This window comes from Deinococcota bacterium, assembly GCA_030858465.1.
Lineage (GTDB): Bacteria > Deinococcota > Deinococci > Deinococcales > Trueperaceae > JALZLY01.
The window spans coordinates 1-22,473 of the sequence record JALZLY010000164.1; the positions used below are offsets into that span (position 1 = coordinate 1).

A 22,473-nucleotide genomic window follows, 5' to 3' on the forward strand; every position below is an offset into this window, starting at 1 on the left:
GAATGGTCATCGGTCTCGACCCCGGCAGAAACCTCGGCGTCTCCACGCGGACGGCCTGGGCAAGCTCGAGCCTTGGAGAATGGTCGGGAGCGGTCCGGCCGTATGCCATACTGGCTGAGGTTGGGTCAGACTGGAGGTAGCCGTGCCCGGAATCGCAATCATCGGCGCCCAGTGGGGTGACGAAGGTAAAGGCAAGGTGGTAGACGCGCTAGGAGGCGAGGCGGACTTCGTGGTGCGCTACGCCGGTGGCGCCAACGCCGGCCACACCGTGGTTGTCGGCAAGGATGTCTTCAAGCTCCACCACCTGCCCTGCGGCGTCTTGCACCCGCGCCCGGTGTCGGTCCTGGGCGGCGGTATGGTCATCGACCCCTGGAGCTTTCGCCGGGAGTACGAGAGCTTCGCGGCGCGTCAGGACCCGGGCCGCGTGCTCGTCTCGCACGAGGCGCACCTCGTCTTGCCTCATCACCAGAAGAACGACGAGGGTGGCGGCTTCGTGGGCACCACCGGTCGCGGCATCGGCCCGGCCTACTCCGACAAGGCCCGGCGCGTCTCCCTGCGGGCGGGCGACCTTGCCGACGAGGCGGTCTTGCGCGAGCGCCTGGCGCGCCTCCTGGCCGCCAAGCCCAACTCGACGGCTCGCGTTACCTGGACCACGGTGGACGTTGCGATGGAGGCCCTGCGCGAGGTCCGCGACTTTCTCCTGCCCTTTGTCTGCGATACCGGCGAGGCCGTGCGTGAGGGGCTGAGGAGCGGCAAGAAGGTGCTGTTCGAGGGCGGCCAGGGCACCATGCTCGACCTCGCCTACGGCACCTACCCCTTTGTGACCAGCAGCCACCCGACGGTCGGCGGCATTCTGGTGGGCGCGGGCGTCAGCCACAAGGCCTTGGGCGCTGTCTACGGCGTGGTCAAAGCCTTTACCAGCCGGGTCGGCCACGGGCCTTTCATGACCGAGCTCGCGGGCGAGCCGGCCGACCGCTTGCGCGGCACCGGCGCCAACCAGTGGGACGAGTTCGGGACCACCACCGGGCGGCCCCGGCGGGTGGGTTGGCTCGACCTGGTGCAGCTCAAGTACGCCTGCGCCATCAACGGCTTCGACGGCCTCATCGTCACCAAGCTCGACGTGCTCTCGGGTATGGACAGCGTCAAGGTCTGCGTCGCCTATGAGGGGGACCGGCCGGTTTACGAGGAGCTGCCGGGCTGGGGTGAACTGCGGGGCTTGGGCCGGCGCGAGGCCCTGCCGGAGGAGGTCACGGCTTACCTGGGGCGGCTCGAGAGCTTCACCGCGACCCCCGTCGTCATGTTCTCGACCAGCCCCGACCGCGCCGACACCTACGGTGAGGTCGGCTGGAGCTAGACGCCTGGACCCGCGTGCGAGCGTCTAGCGCGGCGGCACCGAGCGCAGGACGAGGATGAGGCGCGGCCTGAGGCCGATGGCGCTGCCGGGCCGGAGGCTCTGGGAACGCCTCACGGTCTCGGTCGAGGAGTTCCAGAGGCGTTCCCAGACCTCGTGCTCGGACGTGGGCGGCAGGGTGAAGCGCTTGGCCCGGCCGCCGTTGAAGAGCACCAGAAAGGTGTCGTCGAAGCGGGCGTTGCCGTGATGGTCGACCTCGTGGAGGGCGTTGCCGGCCATCAGCATGCCAAAGGCGCGCAAACCCGCGTTGTTCCAGTCCTCCGGATGCATCTCGTGGCCGTCGGGGTGCCACCAGGACACATCCTTGAAGCCCGTCGGCCCCGCTTTGCCGGTGAGAAAGCTGTAGCGGCGAAAGGCCGGGTGCGCCTTGCGAAAGGCGATGAGGCCCCGCGTAAAGTCCAAAAAAGCCCGTTGCCGATCGCTCAAGTCCCAGTCGTACCAGTTGAGCTCGTTGTCCTGGGCGTAGGTGTTGTTGTTGCCTCTCTTGGAGCGGCTTAGCTCGTCGCCGCCCAGCATCATGGGGATGCCCTGCGACAAGAAGAGCGTGGTCATGAGGGCGCGCTTACGGTCCTCGCGGCAGTCCAGCACGCCCAAGTTGTCAGTGGGCCCTTCGACGCCGCAGTTGACGCTGTGGTTGTGGCTCTCGCCGTCGCGGTTGCCTTCCAGATTGGCCTGGTTGTGCTTGCTCTCATAGGAGACCAGGTCTTCTAAGGTAAAGCCGTCGTGGGCCGTTACGAAGTTGACCGAGGCGTAGGGCCGGCGGCCGCTGCGCGCGTAGAGGTCGGCGCTGCCCGAGATGCGGCTCACGAACTCGGCGGTGAGGCCGCGGTCACCCTTCCAGTAGCGCCTTACGGCGTCGCGGTACTTGCCGTTCCATTCGGCCCAGTACCAGGGAAAGGAGCCCACCTGGTAGCCGCCGTGGCCCACGTCCCAGGGCTCGGCGACCAGCTTGATCTTGGACAAGACCGGGTCCTGCTGGATGACCTTGAAAAAGGCCGAGAGCATGTTGACGTCCTCGAGTTCTCTGGCCAGCGCCGAGGCCAGATCGAAACGGAAGCCGTCCACGCGCATCTCGGTGACCCAGTAGCGCAAGGAGTCGGTGATGAGCTGCAAGACGTAGCCGTTGCCCGCGTCCATGGTGTTGCCGGTGCCGGTGTAATCCATGTAAAAGCGGCGGTTGTCGTCCATCAGCTTGTAATACGACGCATTGTCGACGCCGCGGAGCGACAAGGTCGGCCCCATGTGGTTGCCCTCGCCGGTGTGGTTGTAGACCACGTCGACGATGACCTCGAGCCCGGCCGCGTGCAGGGCGCGCACCATCATCTTGAACTCTCTGACGGCGCTGGTGGGGTCGTTGCTCGAGTAATTCGGCTCGGGCGCGAAGTAGCCGAGCGGGTTGTAGCCCCAGTAGTTGCTCAGACCCTGATCGACGAGGTGACGGTCGCTGACGAACGACTGCACCGGCAGCAGTTCGACGGTGGTCACGCCCAGGCTCTTGATGTGGTCGATGATGGGCTCCGAGGCCAAACCCAGGTAGCTGCCGCGCAATTCCCGGTCTACTCCAGGGTGCCGCTGGCTGATGCCCTTGACGTGGGTCTCGTAGATGATGGTGTCTTCCCAGGGGATATGCGGTGAGCGGTCGTCGCCCCACTCAAAGGCGTCCTCGATGACCGCGCCCAAGGGCGCGTAGGGGGCGCTGTCCAGAGAGCTGAAGGACAGGTCGTCCTTGCCTATCTCGTAGCCGAAGAGGCTGTCGTCCCACCTGAGCGGCCGGCCGATCGCCTTGGCGTAGGGGTCTAGGAGCACCTTGTTGGCGTTGAAGCGGTGTCCGGACTGTGGCGCGTAGGGACCGTGGACGCGGTAGCCATAGAGCTGGCCCGGCCGCAGGTTGGGGATAAAGGCGTGCCAGACCGGCCCGGTCCGCTCGCTGAAGGAGAGGCTGATAGGAGCAGGGTCGTCCACGTGGTCGAAGAGCACGAGTTCGACGGCTTTGGCGCCCTCGCTGTAGAGGGCGAAGTTGACGCCCAAGCCGTTCCAGGTCGCGCCCAGGGGAAAAGGTTTTCCAGGCCATAACTTCATGGCGGACATCATACGGTGATGATGAGGGGAGAGTGTGTGTTGAGGCGCGACAACAGCGCGCTCCCGTAGCATACCGACAAGCATTACCAAGCATTACGGGCAAGCATTACGGAAGAGCAAGAGAGAGCAGAGGGCGGCTTTGGCGGCGATTTTAGTAAGGCAAACCTTTATAAAATCCGCCGCCCTTCGCTATAGTGTAGGAGATGGTAAACGAGCTGCGAACGGTGACCAGAAACAGGACGCTACGGTGAAGGAGCCAAAACGCGTGAACAGCGTATTCGAAAAGACCGAGTACATGGATACCCTCAGCTTCGCCGCGGGCGAGGTGATCCTCTTTCCCGGCCAGGCCGAGGCTATCTACCGCGTGAGGAGCGGCCTTGTGCGGATTCACACCGTGGACGACGAGGGCAACGGCCTGACCCTGCGCTACGTCAAACCCGGCGGCTATTTTGGCGAGGAGGTGCTCTCCGGCGCGCGCCGCCGCTACTTTGCCGAGGCCGTGACGGCCTCGGCGGTCGAGGTGATGAGCCCGGCCACCTTGAGCCCCGAGGAGAACTTGCGCCTGACGGTCCACCTCGTCGAGGCGATGGAGCGCCTCTATCAGTCGCTCTACCGGCTCTCGGGCAAGCGGCTCAAGTCGCGCATCGCCGCCGAGCTGCTCGACCTGCAAGACAGCGCCCTAGCCACCACCGGCGCGAACAGGGAGCCGCTCGTCCACATCACCCACGACGACCTCGCCGCGGCCGTCGGCTCGGTGCGCGAGACCGTGACCAAGGTGGTCGGCGAACTCGGCAAGGACGGCGCCATCGACGCGGGCTACGGCAAGATCTCGCTCAAGAACATCAAGCTCCTGGAGGAGATCGCGGGACAGTAACAGGGGTCGGGGGTCGGGGGTCAGGGAAAGTCCCGACCCCCGAATCCCGGCTCCCGCTTTTAGAACACCGGCCCGATCCTGAAGCCGAAGACGCCCAAGGGGTTCCTGGGGCTGAGGCCGTAGTCGAAGCGCAGGGGCGGCAGGAGCACGTTGCCGAAGCCGAAGTTGATCTGCACGCCTAGACCTGCGCCGACGAGCAGGTTGCCCAGCTCCGGGGCCACGCTCGAGGCGTAGCCCAAGTCGGCGAAGACGATGCCGATGATCGTCTGGGTGGCGAAGGTCTCCAGGCCGAAGTTGTAGCGGTACTCGATTGAGCTCGTCAGGTAGCTTCTCGAGGGCAGGATGTCGTCGCGGGTGTAGCCGCGGATCTGGGTGTCGGCGACTTGCGTCTGGCCGACGATGAAGAGGCGGTTGGCGGGATAGTTGCCGCCCAACTGGTGGCCGACGTTGGCCCTAAAGGCGAGGACCTGGTGGTCGCCCTCCGCCGCGCCGAGTTCGGCCAAGGTCAAGTAGGAGCGCACGCCGAACTCGAGCTGCTGGTAGTTGTAGGGCGTCTGCAGGTTGGTCGCCGGGTCGCGGTAGTCGGTGCCGAAGCCGAGGCCGAGGCGGCCGCTGGCGTTCACACCGCGAGTGGGGAACTCCGGGTTGTCGCGGTCGTCGTAGACGGTTCCCGCGGTGACGAAGCCCGACAGGCCCGACTGCGGCAAGAAGTCCGCGGCCTGCCCCGGAAAGGTTCCCGACAAGGTGCAGTTGCGGTCGACGACGTTGCCGCCAACGACCTCGCAGGGCCGGCCGGGCTCGAGGCTGTAGCTCGTCGAGACGCCCCGCACCGAAGCGCTCAGGGTGGTGTTGGCGAAGATCTGCCGGCCTACCCCGAAGGAGAGGCCGGTGTCGCGCTGCAGGTAGTCGCCGATCAGGACCTGGTTGTCAGGATTGTCGGGACCGCCCGGCGTGCCGGGCAGGGGCAGGCGCAGCCCGCCCTGGGCGGTGAGCGGCTGGCCGGTAAAGACCTGGCTGAAGAGTGCCCCCGAGACCGAGGTGGGCACCTCCTTAAAGTCGAGGATGTCGGCGTAGAGCCAGGGAACATTGTAGCTCAGGCTGCCGCCGAGTTGCAGGCCCAAGGCGGTGCTCTGGCCGTTAAGCTCGGCGCTCACGCTGTGAGCCTGGCCGAAGAGGTTGCGGTCGTCGTAGGAGATCGACGCCGACAGGCCCACGTCGGTGTCGTAGGAAAGTTCGGGGCGAAACATGCGCGCGCTCTCCTCGCGCAAGACGACCTGCACGGTCACCTCGTCGGCTGCCTCGGTCGGCACGGCCGGAGCCTCGAGCGGGGTGGCCACGCCGAGCTGCGCGAAGCGGCGCAGGCCGTCGCGCAGCGCGCCCGCATTGTAGACGCCGCCGGGTTCGGGCAGGTAGCGGGTGATCACCTCGGGCTCGGTGCGCGTCTCTTCCCCTTCCACATAGACGAGCTCATAGCCGCGGACGCGCACCTCGCGCAGGCGCTGGCTGTAGAGGCCGGCCCGGTAGTCGTAGTCGGGCTGGCGCACGATCAGATAGCCGCGCTCGCCGTAGAGCCTCACGATCTTGCCGAAGTCCTCGTCGGCCAAAAACGAGGTGAAGGTCTCGCCCGGTTGCAGGCTGAGCAGCGCGACGATCTCCTCGTCTGCGATAACCGTATTGCCCTCGATCGCTATGCGCTCGACCGGCCCCGCCGTCTCGGGCGGCCCCTGGCGGAAGACCACGCGCACCTCGCCCTGGCCGCTGAGCTGGGTCTCGATGCGCACGTCGCGGGTCGCGCCCGCCACCAGCCGCCGCACGTCCTCGGCGAGCACGTCGTAGTTGAAGAGGTCGCCCGGCTGCAGGCTCAGCCCGGCGGCGTCCAAGCCGACCTCGGTGGTGTCGATAAGGCCGATGCGCAGCTCGCGCAGCCTCACGTTGAAGGTGCCCCCCTCGAGCGCGCTGCGCTCGGGGCTAACCCCGCTGCCGCGAAAGCCGCGCTCGGTATAGGCCTGGTTGACCGCCTCGAGCGCCTGCTGGTAGCCCGCTATGCTGAACTGCCGGGCGCGCAAGAGCCCCTCGAAGGCCGCCTCGAGGGTGGCGGCGTCCAGAATCTCCGAGTCTTCGATGACGACGCGGCTGAGGGGTACGTTCTCGGTCACCTCGTAGGTGACGACGACGCTCTCGGCCTCGCCCACCGTGGCGGCGTCTACCGGCGTCAGGCTGAGGCTGACGGGCACGTCGAAGGGCAGACCCGCCTGGCGGTAGGCGGTCTGGATGGTCCGCCGCGCCTGCTGCGCCCGGAAGGTGTTGAGCAGCGAGCCCGCCGCCAGCAGGTCCTGCTGCTCGATAAAGCGCAGGAGCTCCCCCTCGGGCAGGCTCGAGCCGCTGATGCGGATCTCGCTGATGCCTGGGTTCTCGGCGACCTCGACCAAGAGGATAGGCCCGCTGCCGCGGTCTTCGGCCGAGACCGTCACCGCGGCGAAGAGGCCGAGCTCGAGCACGCGGCTGCGCTCGGCCTCGAGGTCGATATCCGCTACGGGCGTGCCGCGGCGGGCCTCTAAGCTCACGGCGATGAGACGCTCGTTGCCTGGGCTGGCGCCGCTGATGCGGATCTCGGTGAGGGCGCCGCTGGGCAGGGCCCCCCCGGCGGAGGCCGTCACTGAAGCCGTTGCTAAGGTCAGGAACAAGATGACAAGGGAGAGGTGGCGAAGCATGGGCTAGTCTACCCAGCGGAGTGTGAGAATGCACAACAGGTTTTTGGCGGCGGGTCTGGGCCTCCGCGGATTGCCGACTTGATATGATGGGCCCGATGACGATGAGCCCAATGACCACCGCGCCGGACCAGACGAGCGCGCTCCCTCTCGCCCTTGCGCGCCTGCGGGACTACGACTTCACGCCCTCGCTGGGCCTCATCCTGGGCTCCGGCCTGGGGCCGCTCGCCGACGAGCTCGAGGTCGTCGCCTCGCTCCCCTTTGAGAGCGTCCCCGGCTTCGCCAGGAGCACCGCGCCGGGGCACAGCGGCGAGCTCGTCCTGGGCACGCTCGAAGGGCAAAAGCTCATCGCCATGAAGGGCCGGGTCCACTACTACGAGGGGGTGAGCGCCCAGACGGTGGCCTTTCCCGTCCGGCTGATGGCCGCGCTCGGCGCCCACACCCTCATCGTCAGCAACGCCTGCGGCGGCCTCAACCCGAACTGGCGGGCGGGCGAGCTGATGCTCCAGCTCGACTTCATCAACTTTACCTTTGACAACCCGCTGATCGGTCCCAACGACGCCCTAGGCCCGCGCTTTCCGGTGATGTTCGACCCCTATGACCCCGACCTGCAAAGTCTGGCCCGCCGGGTGGCGCGGCGCGAGGACATTCTCCTGCGCGAGGGCGTCTACCTGGCGATCAGCGGGCCGAGCTACGCGACCCGGGCGGAACTGCGCCTGTTCCGCCGCTGGGGCGCCGACGCCATCGGCATGTCCACGGTCTACGAGGTCATGGTCGCTCGCCACCAGGGGATGCGCGTCCTGGGCCTGTCGTCGGTCACCGACATGGCGATCGCCGACCGCGACGAGCACGCCAGCGGCGAGGACGTCCTGGCGAGCGCCGCCCGCTCCGGCCCCACCTTTAGGCGGCTTGTCAAGGCGATCCTTGCCGAACTCTAGGGTGACGCCGCTCGAGGGGGTCAAAGCGCGCATCTCCCTAGCTTGCGCGCGGGTCGGGCGCGATCCCGCCGAGGTCCGGCTGGTCGCGGTGACGAAGGGCCAGAGCGCAGCGCGCATCGAGCGCGAGGTCCTCGAGGCCGGCCACCGCCTCCTGGGCGAGAGCCGCATTCAGGAGTGGCGCCAGAAGGCCGAAGGGCTAGCGGGCGTAGACTGGCACTTTATCGGCAACCTGCAGACGAACAAGGTCAAGTACTGCCGGGGCTTCAGCCTCATCCACTCGCTCAACTCGGCGCGGCTCGCCGACGCCCTCGAGAGCTTCGGCCGGAAGCGGGGCCACACCTTCGGGGTGCTGCTCGAGGTCAACGTCGCGGGCGAGGAGGCGAAACAGGGGGTCTCCCTCAAAGACGCTCACGCCCTTGCCGCTTATGTCAGCAGCCTGAGCTTCGTGAGGCTCCAGGGTCTCATGACCATCGCGCCCTACGTAGGCGACCCCGAGGCCTCGCGACATCTCTTCAGGAAGCTGAGGGAGCTGCGTGATACACTGGGGCTCAGCGAACTCTCGATGGGCATGACCGGAGACTTCGAGGTCGCCGTAGAGGAGGGCGCCAGCTATGTGCGGGTGGGCTCGGCGCTGTTCCCGGAGACCCGGCCGCGCGTTGTGGAAGCTGCGGAAGATAGGGAAGACGGGGTGAAAGAGAGCCATGAAACTTAGTCCGCTGGACGTCCAGCACCAGGAGTTCGACGGGGCGCTGAGCGGCTACAGCAAAAAGCAGGTGCGCGACTTTCTCGCCAAGGCGGCCGACGCTCTAGAGGAGGTCATCCGCGAGAAAAAGGCCTTGCGCGAGGAGATCTTCCGCCGTGACGAGCGCATCGAGGCCCTGCAGGCGGGCGAGCTCGAGCTCAAGCACGCCGTCGTCGCCGCCGAGCGCATCGGCAACGAGCTCAAGCAGAACGCCCGGCGCGAGGCCGAGCTGATCATCCAGGCCGCCGAACAGCAAAAGAACCAGGTCATCCAGGGCACCGAGGCCAAACTCAAGCAGACCAGAGCGGACCTAGCCAGGCTCGAGCGCGAGGCGCAGCTCTTCAGGGAGCAGTTCAGGTCGATGCTCAAGGCCTACGAGCGCAGCCTGGAAAGCGTGCCCTCCCTAGGGCGGCCGGTGCGGGTGCTCGAGGCGGAGACCGTCGAGGACTAGGGACCCTCGCGGCGCGCTAGGCGTCCGCCCGCAGGCCCGCGAAGCGGCGGTAGACGAGCTCCAAGGTAAAGAGCAGGAGACCGGCGACAGCGAGCCAGGGCCAGATCGCCACGGCCGAGGCGCTCATGGGCGGCTCGTAGCGGCCCGGCTCGATCAGCCGCTCGCCGCGGCTGCGCCGGGCGATCTCACTCAGGAGCGCCTCGGCGCCTTCGGCGTCGAACTCGGGGTTGGGCGTGTTGACGGCGCCCCTCGCCACGATCTCGCTGCCGCTCACGATCACCACGCTGCCGCCGCTCGAGGCGCCCTCCAGGGCCGCCTCGTAGCGGCCCGGCGCGGTCTGGCTGAGCGGCACGCTGCGGCCGTCGTAGCGTGCTTCTAAGCGCTCGCCGCTCACGTACTCGCCGTCTTGCACGGCGTCCACCACCACCCGGGCGCGTCCGCCCTCGCTGGTCACCGAGGCCGAGTACTGCGGCGGGCTGGCCTCGAGCCAGCGCACTACGGTGCCGAGCACGCCGGGCAGCTCCTCCCAGGAGCCGAGCTGCCCGGCCCAGGCGTTGAGGTCGGTGGTCAGGGCGGCGGTGCGGCCGAGGCCCTGGCGGCTGATGGCCAGAATGGGTTCGCCGTCTAAGCCTTCCATCAGCATCTCGCTGCCGCTCCTCAGCGAGGAGGCGATGTAGGCGTCGATAGTGGGCGCGCTGCCGCGCAGGCCGCTCAGGAGCGGGTGCTCGCGCACCCTAGGCGCGACCGGCTCCTCACGCAAGAAGGAGCGCGTGGTGGTCAGCGCCTCGCTGGTGAAGATCTGCGGCAGGGTAGTGGTGTCGATCGCGGCGTAGAAGCGGCCGCCGCCCGCTTGCGCCATGCGCTCGATGATGTCGAAGTCCGCCTCGCCGGTGCCGATGGTGGTGGTGGTGATGCCGTCCTCGAGCGCTTCGGCTGCCATGCCCACGAAGTCGGGCCGGGGGCCGGTCGAGAAGGGCGTGCGGCCGTCGAAAAACTCGCCGTCGGTGAGCAGGATGATGTGCTTGATGGCGGCGTCGGTGTCGCGAAGGGCGTCGATGGCCTCCCCGTAGGCCGGGCCGACGATGGTGCCGCCCTGCGGCTGGATGCGCAAGATAGCCTCCAACATCTCGCGCTTGCCGCGCTCGGTGGCGGGCCGGGGCCGGAAGTGCCATTCGTGGGTCGAGTCGAAGGTGATGAGGCCGAGGAGGTCGTCACTGTGCGCCAGTTCGACCAGGTCGATGGCGCCCTGCCGCGCCAGTGAGATGCGCGTGGGTCGGCCCGCCGTCATCGAGGTTGAGCGGTCGAAGACCACGACGGTGGCGACCATGGGAAACTCGACGTCGGTGCGCAGGTCGGTGCTGACCGGCAAGATCTCTTCGACGGCCGTGCGGTACCAGCCGCCCAGGCCGAAGCTCGCCTCGCCGCCCGTCATCATCAGGCCCCCGCCGCCCCGCACGAAGTCCTCCAGAAAGCTGAGCTGGCCCGCGGTAAAGGCCCTCGAGTTCTCGCGAATGATGGCGGCGCCGTAGGGAAAGGGGCGGGTGATGTCCTCGGGACTGCCCGCTACGACCGTAAAGCCCTGGGCGCTGAGCAACTCGGCCATGGCGGGGTCGCCCACCACCAGGACCGCCTGGCTCTCGGTGACGGCGATGTCCGCGGCCAGCGCGTCGTCGCTCTCCGGCTGCTCGAAATCGACCTCGAGGCTGGTGGTGAGCCGGATGTTTTCGGCCTCTTCGACGGCAAAGGAAAAGGAGATCGGCGTGCGTCCGGGGCTCACGCTGCGGCGGATAGGCTCCAGGTCCTCGCTGCCCACGCGCGGCCGGAGGATCACTTCGGCCTCCTGGTCGGACTCGATCACCGCGGTCACCATAACGGTCTCGCCGGGGCTGGCCTCGTCGGGCGCGATGAGGCGCACGAGGCGGGTGTTGGGCAGCGGCGCCACCCCGTAGACATCGACGGGCACGCCGGGTAGGGCCAGGAGGGCGTCGCCTTGGGACTCGATGCCGTCGCTGATCAGCAGGACGCGCTGCGCCTCGAAAGCGCGGGCGACCTGTAGCGCCCGGGCGATGTCGGTGCGGCCGAAGTTCAAAAAGCGGCTGCGGTCCCTGGGCGTCGCTAGTCCCTCCTCGGCGAGCCCGGCGTCCTCGGCGAAGTAGATGACGTCCATGCCCTCCTGCACGCTCGAGAAGTCGAAGCGCCGCGCGGCCGCGAGCGCCTCCTCGCCGACGCTCTCGGACACATCGACCAGAAGCGCCACGCGCTGGCTGGGCTGGCTGATCGAGGGCTGGGCCAGAGCCGCTAAGACGAGGGCCGTCGCCAAGAGGCGCAAGCCCCAACCCCGGCGGCGCGGCAAGACCAGCCACACCAGCAGGCCCAAAAAGACCCAGGGCAGGGCAAACGACAGGCCAAACGGTACCATCAAGCTCCATGCTAGCAAGTCTCGGCCGCTCGCGCCTGCCGGTGCGCACATTCGCCGTTCATGCGATGATGGCTTGTGGCATCGACTGTGGCATCGACTGCGGCGCCCTCAAAACCCGGCTGGACGCTCGAGCAGGCCCTCTGGACGCGCGGCTACAGCCCTGTCGCCGGCGTCGACGAGGCCGGCCGCGGCGCGCTGGCCGGGCCGGTGGTGGCCGCGGCGGTCGTCCTGCCCTACGGCGAGCATCCCTTCGACGACTCCAAGAGGCTGACGGCCGCGCGGCGCGAGCGCCTGGCGGACGAGGTCAAGGCCCAGGCGCTGGCCTGGGCGGTGGCTTTGGCGACGGCGCGGGAGGTGGACCGCTTCAACGTCCTCGGCGCCACCCACCTGGCGGCGGGCCGGGCGCTGGCGGCGCTCGGGGGAGAGGGGGCCGACGATGTCCTAGCCTGTGGCCCTATCGCGCTCGAGCCTGCCGCGCTGGTCACCGACTACCTCAGGCTCGACTTCGGCGGTCCGGTGTCGGCGCCGCCCAGGGCCGACGGCCTGAGCCTCAGCGTGGCGGCCGCCAGCATTCTTGCCAAGACCGAACGCGACCGGCTCATGCTGGGGCTGGGGGCGGTGTATCCCGGCTACGGCTTCGCCTCGAACAAGGGCTACGGCTCGAGCGTCCACCTGCAAGGCCTGACAGATTATGGCCCCTGCCCCGAGCACAGGCTGACGTATAGGCCGGTGGCGCAACGCCGGCTTGTCTAGCCTCGCTTTCGGGAGGATGGTTCACCTATTGAGGATGGTTCACCTAATGATGATGATGACGCGTAGAGGCTGACCGGGCGAAACGTGACCGAGGTCGATCATGATTAGGCTCCCTGCTCGAGCGTACCACCAGGTCCCTGTAGCAACAACTTTGCAGCAACTTTAGCAGCAGCAACTTTGGACGTCATGGCCGGAAGGCTATGACGGGCGCGACCAGCGGATTTCTCTCGTGACGTTATGATCAGGCCACTGCGAGATAGCCGTCTGCTCGCCAACTTACCATCAACGCGGTTGTGGCCGAGCGAAACTCGCAGTCTCAAGGAGGACCCATGCCCGAATGCATCGGTATTCGGTTTGACAACGGCCCCAAACTCCACTACGTCGAGGCGCCGCCGGCGCCGCCCGAGGTGGGTGTGCGCTGCATCGTGAGCACCCGGCGCGGTTTGGAGCTTGGCCTGGTGCGCACCCTAGCGGCCGACCACCCCAAGCCGAGCGGCCACTACGTGCGCCCGGTAGCCAGCGAGGATGAAGCACAGTGGCAGGCGCTCAAGGACCGCGCCGAGGACCTCAAGTGGCTCCTGAAAGCCCGCGCCCGTGAGGCCGGCGCCAAGATGAAGCTCTTGAGCCTCGAGTTCACCCTCGACGAGAGCCTGTTGGTGGTCAACTACAGCGCCGAAAGGGAGGTGCCGCTGCGGGTCTTGGCCGGCGTCTTGATGAACCACACTCAGGCCAGGGTCGAGTTCAACAACGTCGGCCCCCGCGATCAGTCGCGGATTCTTGGCGTCATCGGCGCCTGCGGCGCCGAGTCGTGCTGCTCGACCTGGCTGCAGACCTTTACGGCGGTGAGCATCCGCATGGCTCGAGACCAGCAGCTTCCCCTCAACCCCGAGAAGATCAGCGGGCCCTGCGGCCGGCTCATGTGCTGCTTGCAGTACGAGCACCCCGTCTATCAGGAACTCATCAAGGGCATGCCCAAAAAGGGCAGCAAAGGCTGTCACAGCAGCGGAAGCTGCGGCCGCGTCGTCAAGCTGAACCCCCTCAAAGGCACCGTCGAGATGATCACCGACGAGGGCGGCTACGAGGAGTATCCCGCCGACGAGATCAGTCGCCAAGGGCGCGGACAGAACTAGCGCGGACGGAACCGGCGGCTGGTCCGCCTGGATAGCTGGGCAGCGGCCCAAGGCGTCTCGGACCGCTGCTCTTGAGCCTATGAAGCTCTTGAGCCTATGAACGCTCGAACTCGCAGCCTGTTCTCCCCCTGCACCTCAGCGGCGCCGACGAGGCACACGCCGGCGCCGCGCGGGCCGCGCATCAGCTTGACGGCGGTCTCGAGCGAGATCCGGCTGCGCTCGACCAACTCACCGTCCAGGTAGATGTCCTTTTCCCACAGCTCCTCGGCGGGCGTCAGGGCATAGGCGGCGTTCAGGGTCTCCCTGGCCTCCTCGGCGTGGGCTACGGCCGCGTCGAGTGCCTGGTGCAGGGTCACAGGCCCCAACAAAATGGTGGTGCCGGGAGGATTCGAGCAGTCTCAGCTGACTAGCCCATGCCTCAGTTCGCGCACGGGGTTAGGGCCTAGAGCGCTTTTCGGCGGCGGCCCTTTAGTCGTGGCTGAGCGAGATGCGGTCGGCGAGGCGCGCCATCGGCCGGGGCAGCCACCAGTTCCATCTCCCGGCCAGGCGCATGACGGCGGGCACCAGCGCCAGCCGAACCACGGTGGCGTCCAAGAGGATCGCCACGGTGAGGCCCAGGCTCAGCGTCTTGATGAAGACGACGCTGCTGAACATGAAGACCGAGAAGACGACGATCATGATCAAGGCCGCGCTGCTGATCACCCCGCCGGTCGAGGTGATGGCGTAGATGACCGCCTCGCGGTCGGCGACGCCGCGGCGGTGGGCCTCGTAGATGCGGTTGACCAGGAAGACCTCGTAGTCCATGCTGAGCCCGAAGACGATGGCGAAGATGAAGATCGGCACGCTCGTCTCGATAAAGCCGAGGCCGCCGTCGATGCCGAAGAGGGAAGCCGCCCAGCCTTGCTGAAAGACGAGGGTGATCACGCCAAAGGCCGCGCCCACGGTAAAGGTGTTGAGCACGATGGACTTCAAGGGGATGAGCAGCGAGTGAAAGGCCAGGCTCAAGAGGACGAAGGTGATCAAATAGACGAGGCCGACGGCCAAGGGAAAGGAGGTGTAGAGCGTCCTCGCCCACTCCGCCTCGGCCACGTAGTCGCCGCCGACCAGGACGCTCACGTTGAAGTCCTGCGCCAAGGCTTGCAGCTGGCTGTCGAGCCCCGCCGACTGCCAGGGCAGGACCGAGGCCACCGGAAAGATACGCACCAGGGCGTAGCGGTCGTTCTGGCTGACGGTCGCCTCGACCAGGTTCTGGAGCGGGCTCACGTCGGCGCTGGCGCGGCTGGCGTAGTACTGGCGCATCAACAGGCCCGGCACCTGCCCGGTGGTGGTGGGCGCGTAGACCTGCTCGACGCCCGCTAGCTCGGCGCTGGCGCGGCTGAACTGGGCGACCTGGCGCACCGACGAGGGGTGAAAAAAGCCCCGCTCGCCAAAGTCCATGAGCACGTCGAAGGACCTCAGCAGCCCGTCGAGCTCGACGCGCTCGAGCACCATCTGGGCCTGGCGGGCGGCGGTGTCCTCGGTGAGGCCGCGCACCCCCGAGAGGCCGACCTGCATGGTCAGGGCGGGAAGGCTCAAGAGGAGCAGGAGCAGCGTCCCGCTCCCGGCCCAGACCCAGGGCCGCTTCATGATGCGCTCGGCCTGGGCGCGCCAGAAGCGGCGGCTGCGCTGGCCGGGCACGCGCCGGGTCAGCTTGAGCCAGTTGACACGGTGGCCGAGCAGGGTGAGCGCGGCGGGCAGGGCGGTCAGCGACAGCGACACGCTCATCAGCATGACGACCATCGAACCGACGCCCATCGACTGGATAAAGGCCAGGGGCGGGATGAGCAGCGCCGAGAGGGCCACCACCACGGTGAGGCCGCTAAAGGCCACGGCGCGCCCGGCGGTAGCCGTGGTGGTGGCGGCCGCGCGCCTTGGTTCGCCGTGCCGGTCCAACTCCTCGCGAAAGCGGTTGACCATCAGCAGCGCGTAGTCGATGCCGGTGGCGAGGCCGAGCATGGTTACCACGATCTGGGCAAAGGCCGCAAAGGCCATGAACTGGCCGAGGCCGTAGAGGACGGCAAAGGAGAGCGTGATCGAGCCCACCGCCACGAAGAGCGGCAGGGCCGCGGCCACCACGGCGCCAAAGGTGACCGCCAAGATGAGCAGGCTGATGGGCAGGCCGAAGAGCTCGGCGCGGCCGGCGTCGCGGCGGCTGATGAGCTGGAGCTCGCGGTCCACGGCCGCGCCGCCGGTCAGGTAGAAGTCGATCGGCCCCTCGTCGGGCAGGATCTCCTCGATGGCGCCGGCCGCCGCGCGGGCCTCGAGCCCGTCGGTGGTCGAGAGGTCGATGATGGCGATGCTCGAGCGCCCGTCGGGCGAGAGCAGGGGCAGCGAGGAGTCGCTGCGGTAGTCGCTCACCTGGCTGACCGCGCCCAGGGCGGCGACCCTGTCGACGGTGCGGTCGAAGCGCGCCCGGTAGTCGGTTTCGGTGTTGACCAGGCTGGCCGCGTCGGCCACGAGCAGGAGCTGGTAGCGCGGCGCGGTGCCGTACTCGCGGCCGATGATGTCGCGGACCTGCTGGGCCACGCTGCCGGGCGCGACGTCGCCTTCGGCGGTCAAGACGGTGCCGACCTGGCGCGCGAAGGGCAGCGAGAGGATGAAGACGATCGCCCAAAACGCCAGGATGCGTCGTGGGTGGAGGCTGACAAAGTGGCCTAGCGTTTCAAACACGGTGTGGTTAAAGCTCCCTCGAGTCTAAGCTAAGAGTTTAACAGGTCTCCAAACGCGGTCGGCGCAAGAGAGCTTACCAACCCCGTGAGGCCGTCAGAGGCCAAAGCGCGACCTTTCAGGATGACCCCGGCACGATGTAAAGCTCCCACCGGTTCGATGAGGACCGTGAAGCTCCAGCGCGTGTTCGGCGACCCTGACGGCACCTCAGCCGGGATACCCGGCCTTCCCGGACTTAAGGCACGCTGGCCCGGTCGGTCGACTCAAGGCCTTGCCGCCTGGTGGCGCAAAGGCCAGAAGGTTGGGGGAAGCGCCGCCCTTACCCTGCTCGTGGCATATAGTTTGATAGCTTGCCGCCTCCGCCTAGGAGCGGAGAGAGCAGGACCTCAAAGAGCAGGACCTCGAGGAGGATGTGAGAAAACGATGCGTATTCTTGTTGTGGCCGACGATCTCTATCCTGGTTACGGGGGGCAGGCGAGCTCTACCCACGGCCATATTGAGGCCCTCTTGGCCCTGGGCCACGAGATCCGCGTCTTGGCCGGCGAGGAGCGGCAGCCCACCTCGCCGCCGCCGCCGGTAAGCGTAACGCGGCTGCCCGTCTGGCGGCCCGGCGACAAGATGACGCATTTCGTGCGGCCACGGCGCGAGCTGATCGCTGAAGCCCTCGACTGGGCCGAGGTCGTCCATGTCAACACGCCCACCCCCTTCGCCCTGATGGTCCTTATGATGGCGCGGCACCGGGGGGTTCCGAGCGCGGTGGGCTTTTACGCCCAGGAGGAGAGCACCGCGCTTCATTTCGGGCGCGGCCGCGCCCTGATCACGGCGGCCCTGCGGCGCTGGTACAGCTTTTTCTACCGCCAGCCGGACTGTCTGGTCGTGCCCACGGCCTTTGCCAAGCGCCTGGCCGAGAGCTACACCCACCGCCCTCTCCACACGGTGTCCTGCGGCATCTACTTGCCCGCCAGGGGCCCCGAGCAGGAGGCGAGGGCCCAGGTGCTGCGCGGCCGCTTGCTGGCGGGCGGCAAGACCCGGCTGATGGCCTATGTGGGCCGGCTGTCTCTGGAAAAGCGGCCGGAGGGCATGATCGAGATCGCCGCGGCGCTGGCGGCGGAGCGTTCGGGGCTGCTCCTGGCGATCGCCGGAACGGGACCCCTCATGGCAAGCATGAAGGCGCAGGTCCGGAGACTCGGCCTCGAGGACGAGGTGGTGTTTTTGGGCTACGTCTCCGAAGAGGACAAGGGGGCGCTGCTCCTCGCCGCGGACCTCTTCATCATGCCCTCGCCGACCGAACTGCAGAGCATCGCCACCCTCGAGGCCGCCGCTCGGGGCTGCGCCGTGGTGGTGGCGGACTACGCCAGCAGCGCCGTGGGCGAGTGGACCCTGGAGGCCGACTGCGGCTTGCTCTACCGGCCCGACGCGCCCGAGGCGGCGGCGCGGGCGATTCTCGGCCTGCTGGGGGACGAGGCGCGGCTCAGGCGTTACCAGGACAATGCGCTGGCGCTGGCGCAGCGGCACGACGTGTTCGAGAGCGGCCGGCTCCTCGAGCGCCTCTACCGGGAGCTGACGGCGGCGCGCTCCGCTAGCGGCGTGCCGAGCGGCGCCTAGCCTGCTTTCCGGCCTGAGCCCCTTTGGCTCTTGGGTTTGCAGGTGGCCTGCTGCTCGGCGATGGCCCGGTAGTAAAAGCTCTCGGCTTGCGCGGCGATGAGGTCGGGGTGGTAGCAGGCCAGCGCCCTTTCGCGCGCGGCCCCGCCGAGGCACCGGCGCAGCTCGGGGTCCCCCAGGAGCCTGACGATGTGCGCGCTCAAGTCGCCGCTCGTGTTGCCGCCCGCGCCGCCTGCTGCCGCTGGGGTGTAGATGAGGCCGCAACGCCCGTGGTCGAGCATCGTCGCCATGTCGCCGGTGGGGGTGGCGACGATGGCCTTGCCGTGCATCATGGCCTCCAAACAGGTGTAGCCAAAGGACTCGAAGAGCGAGGGAATCACGCAGACGGCGGCCTTGGCGTAGAAGTCGGCGACGTCCTCGAGCGGCTGGTAGCCGGTGAACTCAACGGCGTGACGGTAGCGCGCGGGCAGCAGGCTCAACAGGTACTTCTGGCTCGAGGCGTAGGCCTGGGTGGTGGGGCCGTCGGGGCCGACGAAGACAAAGCGGGTGTGGGGTCGCCTTTGCAGCACCCCGGGAATCGCCCTAAAGAGCAGGTGAACGCCCTTGATGGGCAGGTGACGGCCGACGTAGAGCACGAGGTCGGGGTCCTCCCTGGCGGGCGCGGTGACGCTGCCGACATCGAAGGTGGGCATGTTGGGATAGACGGTGATCGCCTTGTCGCCCAGGCCCATCTCCTTGCGGAAGAGCCGTTCGGCGCTGCGGCTGGGCGCGGTGAGGTGGGTGGCCTTGTGAAAGAGCCGCCCTTCGGCCCACCTGATGACGGGCCGGGTAGGGCCCGGAATGTGACGGTCGAAGAGGTCCAAGGCGACCATCGGGCCGTGCAGCCTGACGATGAAGGGCACCCGCGGGTAGGTCCACGGCCTGTAGAGCACGGCCTCCATGGCGGCGTCGGCCACCTCGATGAGATCGACGCCTTCAGTCTCGACGAGTTCGCTCAGCTTGGCGGCGAGCCGGCGCCGGTAGCGCCACTCGGCCGCCGCCGCGGTGGTCAGCTGCAAGATGGCGGCCAGGCTGATGTTCTCCAAGTAGAGGCTGGGGCTCGAGCTCAGCCGGTGAACGGTGATCAGGCCCTTCTCGCTCTCGGCGCTCGCCACCTCACCGTCACCCGTGCCGCCGCGGCTCAAGACGTGAACCCGGTGGCCTCGCCTGGCCAGCGCGCCGGCCAGAGCCTTGGTGTAGAGGCCGACGCTGGAGATAAAGGTGTCGGGCGGATAGTCCAGAGCTTGGAGGGCAACGGTAAGCCTTTTGCGTGTCGGCATCGCCCGAGGACTATAGCACGGCTGTGGCAACCCTTCTGCGCTGCAAAGCGCAGATCGCCTCCGGCGCCGTCTCCTCGTTCACCTAGCCCTGAAACAGCCTCCGGCTCCCCGGCGCGTTAGCATGTCAACCGTGCTCGAGCCGGGTGGCCCGAGCTGTGCGGCTGCACCGGGTGCCCGGTGGATCGTGACTGTACGCGCGGCCGGGTTCACCGACGCGGACACAGCGCGGCCACCTCTGCAAGCACGCTAAAGCAAGCACACTAAAGCACTGCACTCCAAAGCACGGCACTTTGAACCGCGGCACGTGAACTTGAAAGGAACGGACGATGGCGGAAACGACGCAACAAGTGGCGATCACGGGAGCGGGTGGCTCACTCGGCATGGCCCTGGCCAGACGCCTGCTGGCGAGGGGTGTCACGGTTCGGGCGCTGGCGCGCAAGGAGGACGACCTCTCGGCGCTGGAAAGACTGGGCGCCGTTCCCGTCAAAGGGGACGTGCGCCAAGAGCGTGACCTCGAGGTCCTGGTGGAGGGCTGCGAGGTGGTCTTTCACCTGGCGGCCTGGATGGGCAAGCCCTTCGATGAGAGGCTGGCGACGGCCGTCAACATCGGCGGCACCACCAAGGTGGTCCGGGCGGCGGCCCAGGCGGGCGCCAAGCGGGTGGTCCTGGCGAGCTCCATGGCCGTCTACGGCCCCGTACAGGACGGCGTCGTCACCGAGGAGCGGGCGCCCTGGGCGGTCGGCGACCTCTACGGCGACACCAAAATCGCTGCCGAGAAGGTAGCCAAGGAGGAGGCGGAGCGGGCGGGCATCGAGCTCGTCGTCCTCCGCCCCACCATGATCTACGGCCCGGCCTCGCCGTCTTGGACGATCACCCCCTATGAGGCCATCGCCAAGGGCCTGCCCGTGGTCATCGGCAGCGGCGAGAGTCTGGCCGACGCGGTCTTCGTCGATGACGTGGCCCAAGCCTTCGAAAGGGCGGCTTTCGCGCCGGAGGCGGCCGGGGAGACCTTCAACGTCGGCGGCGAGGCGGTGAGCTGGAACCGCTTCATGGGCGCCTACGCGAAGATGGCCGGGACCCGGCTGCGCCGCCTGCCCGCGCCCGTCGCCCGGGGCGGCGCCGCTGCCGCCGCCAGAGTCAACAAGCTGCTCGGCAAGCGCGCGCAAGTCCTGCCGGAGATGGTAGGGGTGATGACGAGCCGCGCGACCTTCTCCTCGGACAAAGCCAGGAGGCTCCTCGGCTACGAGCCCGAGGTGAGTCTGGACGAGGGCATGGCGCGGACCGAAGCTTGGCTGCGCGCGAGTGGCCTACTGCGGCGCGGTTCGGTCGCCCTGGTGACCGGCGCGGCGAGCGGTCTCGGTATGGCGACGGCCAGAAAGCTCAAGGCCGCGGGCGTCACGGTCTGGGCCTCGGACTTAGACGAGGCGGCGCTCGCGCCCCTGCAGGAGGAGGGCGTCCACACCCTGGCTCTCGACGTGACCTCCGAAGAGAGCGTCCGGGCGGCCTTGACGCGGATCGAAGCGGCGGGTGCCAGCGTCGATCTGCTGATCAACGTCGCCGGGCTGTTGAGGCCCGGCCCCTTGGAGGACCAGCCGATGGCGGAGATCGCCCTGCAGTTCGAGGTCAACGCCATCGGCCCCATCAGGACGGCTCGCGCGGTGGCGGGCGCGATGCGCGCACGGGGCTGGGGCAGGATCGTCAACGTGAGCTCGACCAACGGCTATCTGGTGACGCCCTTCATGGGCGCCTACTCGGCCTCGAAGTACGCTTTGGAGGCCCTCTCCGACGCGCTCAGGCTCGAGCTGCGCCCCTTCGGCGTCGAGGTCGCGGTGGTCCAGCCCGGCGCCATGAAGACGCCCTTCGCGGGGCGCGCCAAGGCGGCTTTGCGCGAGACGATAGCGCGCTCCGGCGCGCACTACAAGCCCTACCTCGAGTCGTTTATGGAGAGCTCGCTGTGGGGCGAGGCGACCGCCACCGACCCCGCCAAGGTCGCGGCCGTGATCACCCGTGTAGCGCTCGCCAAGCGCGGCAAGGCGCGCACCTACGGCACCCTGGACGCCATCCCCAGCCGGGTGATGGCCTGGCTGCCCGACGCGGTCAAGGACGCCTACTTCTCAAAGGCGGCGGGGCTCAAGAGGGCGCGCAAATAGCCGCGACTATCCCCCCTTGGGCTTGGCCCGTCCCTGCTGCCGGCCCCGCTGGGGGGCGCTCCAGCCGCGCGAGAAGAGCAGCCAGCCCGCCAGCGGGCCGACCGCGTAGATAAAGTAGAAGGAGGCGAGGCGCCAGAGCAAGAGGGCCGGGGCGAGTTCGGCGCTCGAGACCTGCGAGCTGGTGCCGTAGCCGACCGCCACCTCCATGAAACCCGCCGCGCCCGGCGTGGGGATGACAAAGGAGATGAGCGTGGTGATGTTCAAGACCGCCACGATGACCAGCGGCGACACCGCGTGGTAGAGGTTGACGAGGCCCCAGAAGAGCGCGAAGTTGATGAGCCAGCCCAGCGCGCTCAGGACCTGGAGGTTGAACCAGGGAGCGAGCGGCAGGCCCATGAAGACCCGGGTGCTCCGGTAGTAGTCCCTGGCCGCCGCCTGTATCCGGCCCCTGAACCTGGTCAAGAGCGGCCGCCGGGCCAGCGACAGCATGAGGCGGACGGCCAGCCTGGGGTAGCGGCCGAGGACGACCGAGCCGGCGACCGCCAGGCCGGCGCTGGCGACCGCCAAGACGATGATGTTGAGCGGCAAGGCGATGATGCCCGAGGCGATGAGGAAGACCAGGCTCAAGGGCACCGCCCAGGAAAAGAACACCAGGTCGAGCACGAAGAGCTGGATGGCGATGCCGATGCTCCGGCCCCAGGGCACGCCCAGGCTTGCAAAGCCCGCCACGATGGCGGGACCGCCGCCCGAGCCGCTCGGCGTGACGGCCGCCGACAACACCGTCACCAGATGGATGAGCAGGGCGCTCCGGTAGGGCACGGGGTAGCCCTGCTCCTTGGCCAGCACCACCAGCCGCAGGGCGGGAAAGAGCCACTGGCTGACGAAGGCAAAGACGCAAAAGAGCAGCAGCGCGCCGTTCCACTGCGGCAGGGTGTAGGTCCGCGCCTCGAGGACCGCTGGCCCGCCGATGATATAGATGCCCAGCAGGCTGAGCCCCAGGGCCAGGACGAGCGCGCCAAGCGTCCGCTTCACGCCGTCACCTTCATGCCAGGCCTTGGCGCAGGCGCGTCGCGGGCGGGCCGCTCGAGCTGTAGCGGATAATATAGTCCGCCAGGCGCTCGGTCATGCCCGAGAGGTCGAGGGCCCGGCAGCGCGCGGCCGCCGCCGCGCGCGCCGCCGCGTCCTCGAGCT

16 protein-coding genes are annotated in these 22,473 nt (G+C 68.0%); 9 read left to right on the forward strand and 7 right to left on the reverse strand.

The window, feature by feature from the left end; all coding sequences use genetic code 11:
* Positions 1–142 precede the first annotated feature (142 nt).
* The gene (locus M3498_08275; protein MDQ3459277.1) at positions 143–1,354 is read left to right on the forward strand and encodes an adenylosuccinate synthase; all 1,212 of its coding nucleotides are present in this window, start codon (positions 143–145) and stop codon (positions 1,352–1,354) included.
* A 24-nt stretch (positions 1,355–1,378) separates the two neighbouring features.
* Here M3498_08275 and glgX read toward each other — a convergent pair whose 3' ends face one another.
* Positions 1,379–3,490: a glycogen debranching protein GlgX gene (gene glgX, locus M3498_08280; protein ID MDQ3459278.1), complete on the reverse strand. Its 2,112-nt coding sequence runs from the start codon at positions 3,488–3,490 to the stop codon at positions 1,379–1,381.
* A gap of 295 nt (positions 3,491–3,785) precedes the next feature.
* Here glgX and M3498_08285 point away from each other — a divergent pair, with 295 nt between their 5' ends.
* On the forward strand, positions 3,786–4,364 hold the full coding sequence (locus M3498_08285) for a cyclic nucleotide-binding domain-containing protein (GenBank protein MDQ3459279.1): 579 nt from the start codon (positions 3,786–3,788) through the stop codon (positions 4,362–4,364).
* 59 nt (positions 4,365–4,423) lie between these two features.
* On the opposite strand, the gene M3498_08290 is transcribed toward M3498_08285, so the two are convergent.
* The gene (locus M3498_08290; GenBank protein ID MDQ3459280.1) at positions 4,424–7,075 is read right to left on the reverse strand and encodes a BamA/TamA family outer membrane protein; all 2,652 of its coding nucleotides are present in this window, start codon (positions 7,073–7,075) and stop codon (positions 4,424–4,426) included.
* Between the two features lie 95 nt (positions 7,076–7,170).
* Here M3498_08290 and M3498_08295 point away from each other — a divergent pair, with 95 nt between their 5' ends.
* Genes M3498_08295 through M3498_08305 form a run of 3 tightly spaced genes read left to right on the forward strand, consistent with a single transcriptional unit; the run spans position 7,171 to position 9,203 of the window.
* Entirely contained in the window at positions 7,171–8,010 is an 840-nt protein-coding gene (locus M3498_08295) for a purine-nucleoside phosphorylase (protein MDQ3459281.1), read from the forward strand.
* Positions 7,997–8,722 carry a YggS family pyridoxal phosphate-dependent enzyme gene (locus M3498_08300; GenBank protein MDQ3459282.1) on the forward strand — a complete coding sequence of 242 codons (726 nt, stop codon included), beginning with the start codon at positions 7,997–7,999 and terminating at the stop codon, positions 8,720–8,722. Before M3498_08295 ends, M3498_08300 begins: the two co-directional genes overlap by 14 nt.
* Positions 8,712–9,203: a DivIVA domain-containing protein gene (locus M3498_08305; protein MDQ3459283.1), complete on the forward strand. Its 492-nt coding sequence runs from the start codon at positions 8,712–8,714 to the stop codon at positions 9,201–9,203. The genes M3498_08300 and M3498_08305 overlap by 11 nt, the downstream gene beginning before the upstream one ends.
* A 16-nt stretch (positions 9,204–9,219) precedes the next feature.
* Here the strand turns inward: M3498_08305 and M3498_08310 are convergent, their stop codons facing one another.
* On the reverse strand, positions 9,220–11,622 hold the full coding sequence (locus M3498_08310) for a VWA domain-containing protein (protein ID MDQ3459284.1): 2,403 nt from the start codon (positions 11,620–11,622) through the stop codon (positions 9,220–9,222).
* A 75-nt stretch (positions 11,623–11,697) separates the two neighbouring features.
* Here M3498_08310 and M3498_08315 point away from each other — a divergent pair, with 75 nt between their 5' ends.
* Positions 11,698–12,375: a ribonuclease HII gene (locus tag M3498_08315; GenBank protein MDQ3459285.1), complete on the forward strand. Its 678-nt coding sequence runs from the start codon at positions 11,698–11,700 to the stop codon at positions 12,373–12,375.
* A gap of 329 nt (positions 12,376–12,704) precedes the next feature.
* Positions 12,705–13,505 carry a hypothetical protein gene (locus M3498_08320; GenBank protein ID MDQ3459286.1) on the forward strand — a complete coding sequence of 267 codons (801 nt, stop codon included), beginning with the start codon at positions 12,705–12,707 and terminating at the stop codon, positions 13,503–13,505.
* A 77-nt stretch (positions 13,506–13,582) separates the two neighbouring features.
* Here M3498_08320 and M3498_08325 read toward each other — a convergent pair whose 3' ends face one another.
* A complete protein-coding gene (locus tag M3498_08325) occupies positions 13,583–13,861 on the reverse strand; it encodes a hypothetical protein (protein MDQ3459287.1) in 279 nt (92 codons plus the stop codon).
* Between the two features lie 112 nt (positions 13,862–13,973).
* Entirely contained in the window at positions 13,974–16,214 is a 2,241-nt protein-coding gene (locus M3498_08330; protein ID MDQ3459288.1) for an MMPL family transporter, read from the reverse strand.
* A gap of 420 nt (positions 16,215–16,634) precedes the next feature.
* Between M3498_08330 and M3498_08335 the strand changes: the two genes are divergently transcribed.
* Complete coding sequence (locus M3498_08335) at positions 16,635–17,816, forward strand: glycosyltransferase (GenBank protein MDQ3459289.1); 1,182 nt, start codon at positions 16,635–16,637, stop codon at positions 17,814–17,816.
* On the opposite strand, the gene M3498_08340 is transcribed toward M3498_08335, so the two are convergent.
* Entirely contained in the window at positions 17,813–19,132 is a 1,320-nt protein-coding gene (locus tag M3498_08340) for a glycosyltransferase family 4 protein (GenBank protein ID MDQ3459290.1), read from the reverse strand. The genes M3498_08335 and M3498_08340 overlap by 4 nt on opposite strands.
* Positions 19,133–19,458: 326 nt before the next feature.
* On the opposite strand from M3498_08340, the gene M3498_08345 reads away from it, so the two are divergent.
* Positions 19,459–21,282, forward strand: a complete 1,824-nt coding sequence (locus tag M3498_08345) for an SDR family NAD(P)-dependent oxidoreductase (GenBank protein ID MDQ3459291.1) — start codon at positions 19,459–19,461, stop codon at positions 21,280–21,282.
* A 6-nt stretch (positions 21,283–21,288) separates the two neighbouring features.
* On the opposite strand, the gene M3498_08350 is transcribed toward M3498_08345, so the two are convergent.
* The gene (locus tag M3498_08350; protein ID MDQ3459292.1) at positions 21,289–22,314 is read right to left on the reverse strand and encodes a flippase-like domain-containing protein; all 1,026 of its coding nucleotides are present in this window, start codon (positions 22,312–22,314) and stop codon (positions 21,289–21,291) included.
* Between the last annotated feature and the right edge of the window lie 159 nt (positions 22,315–22,473).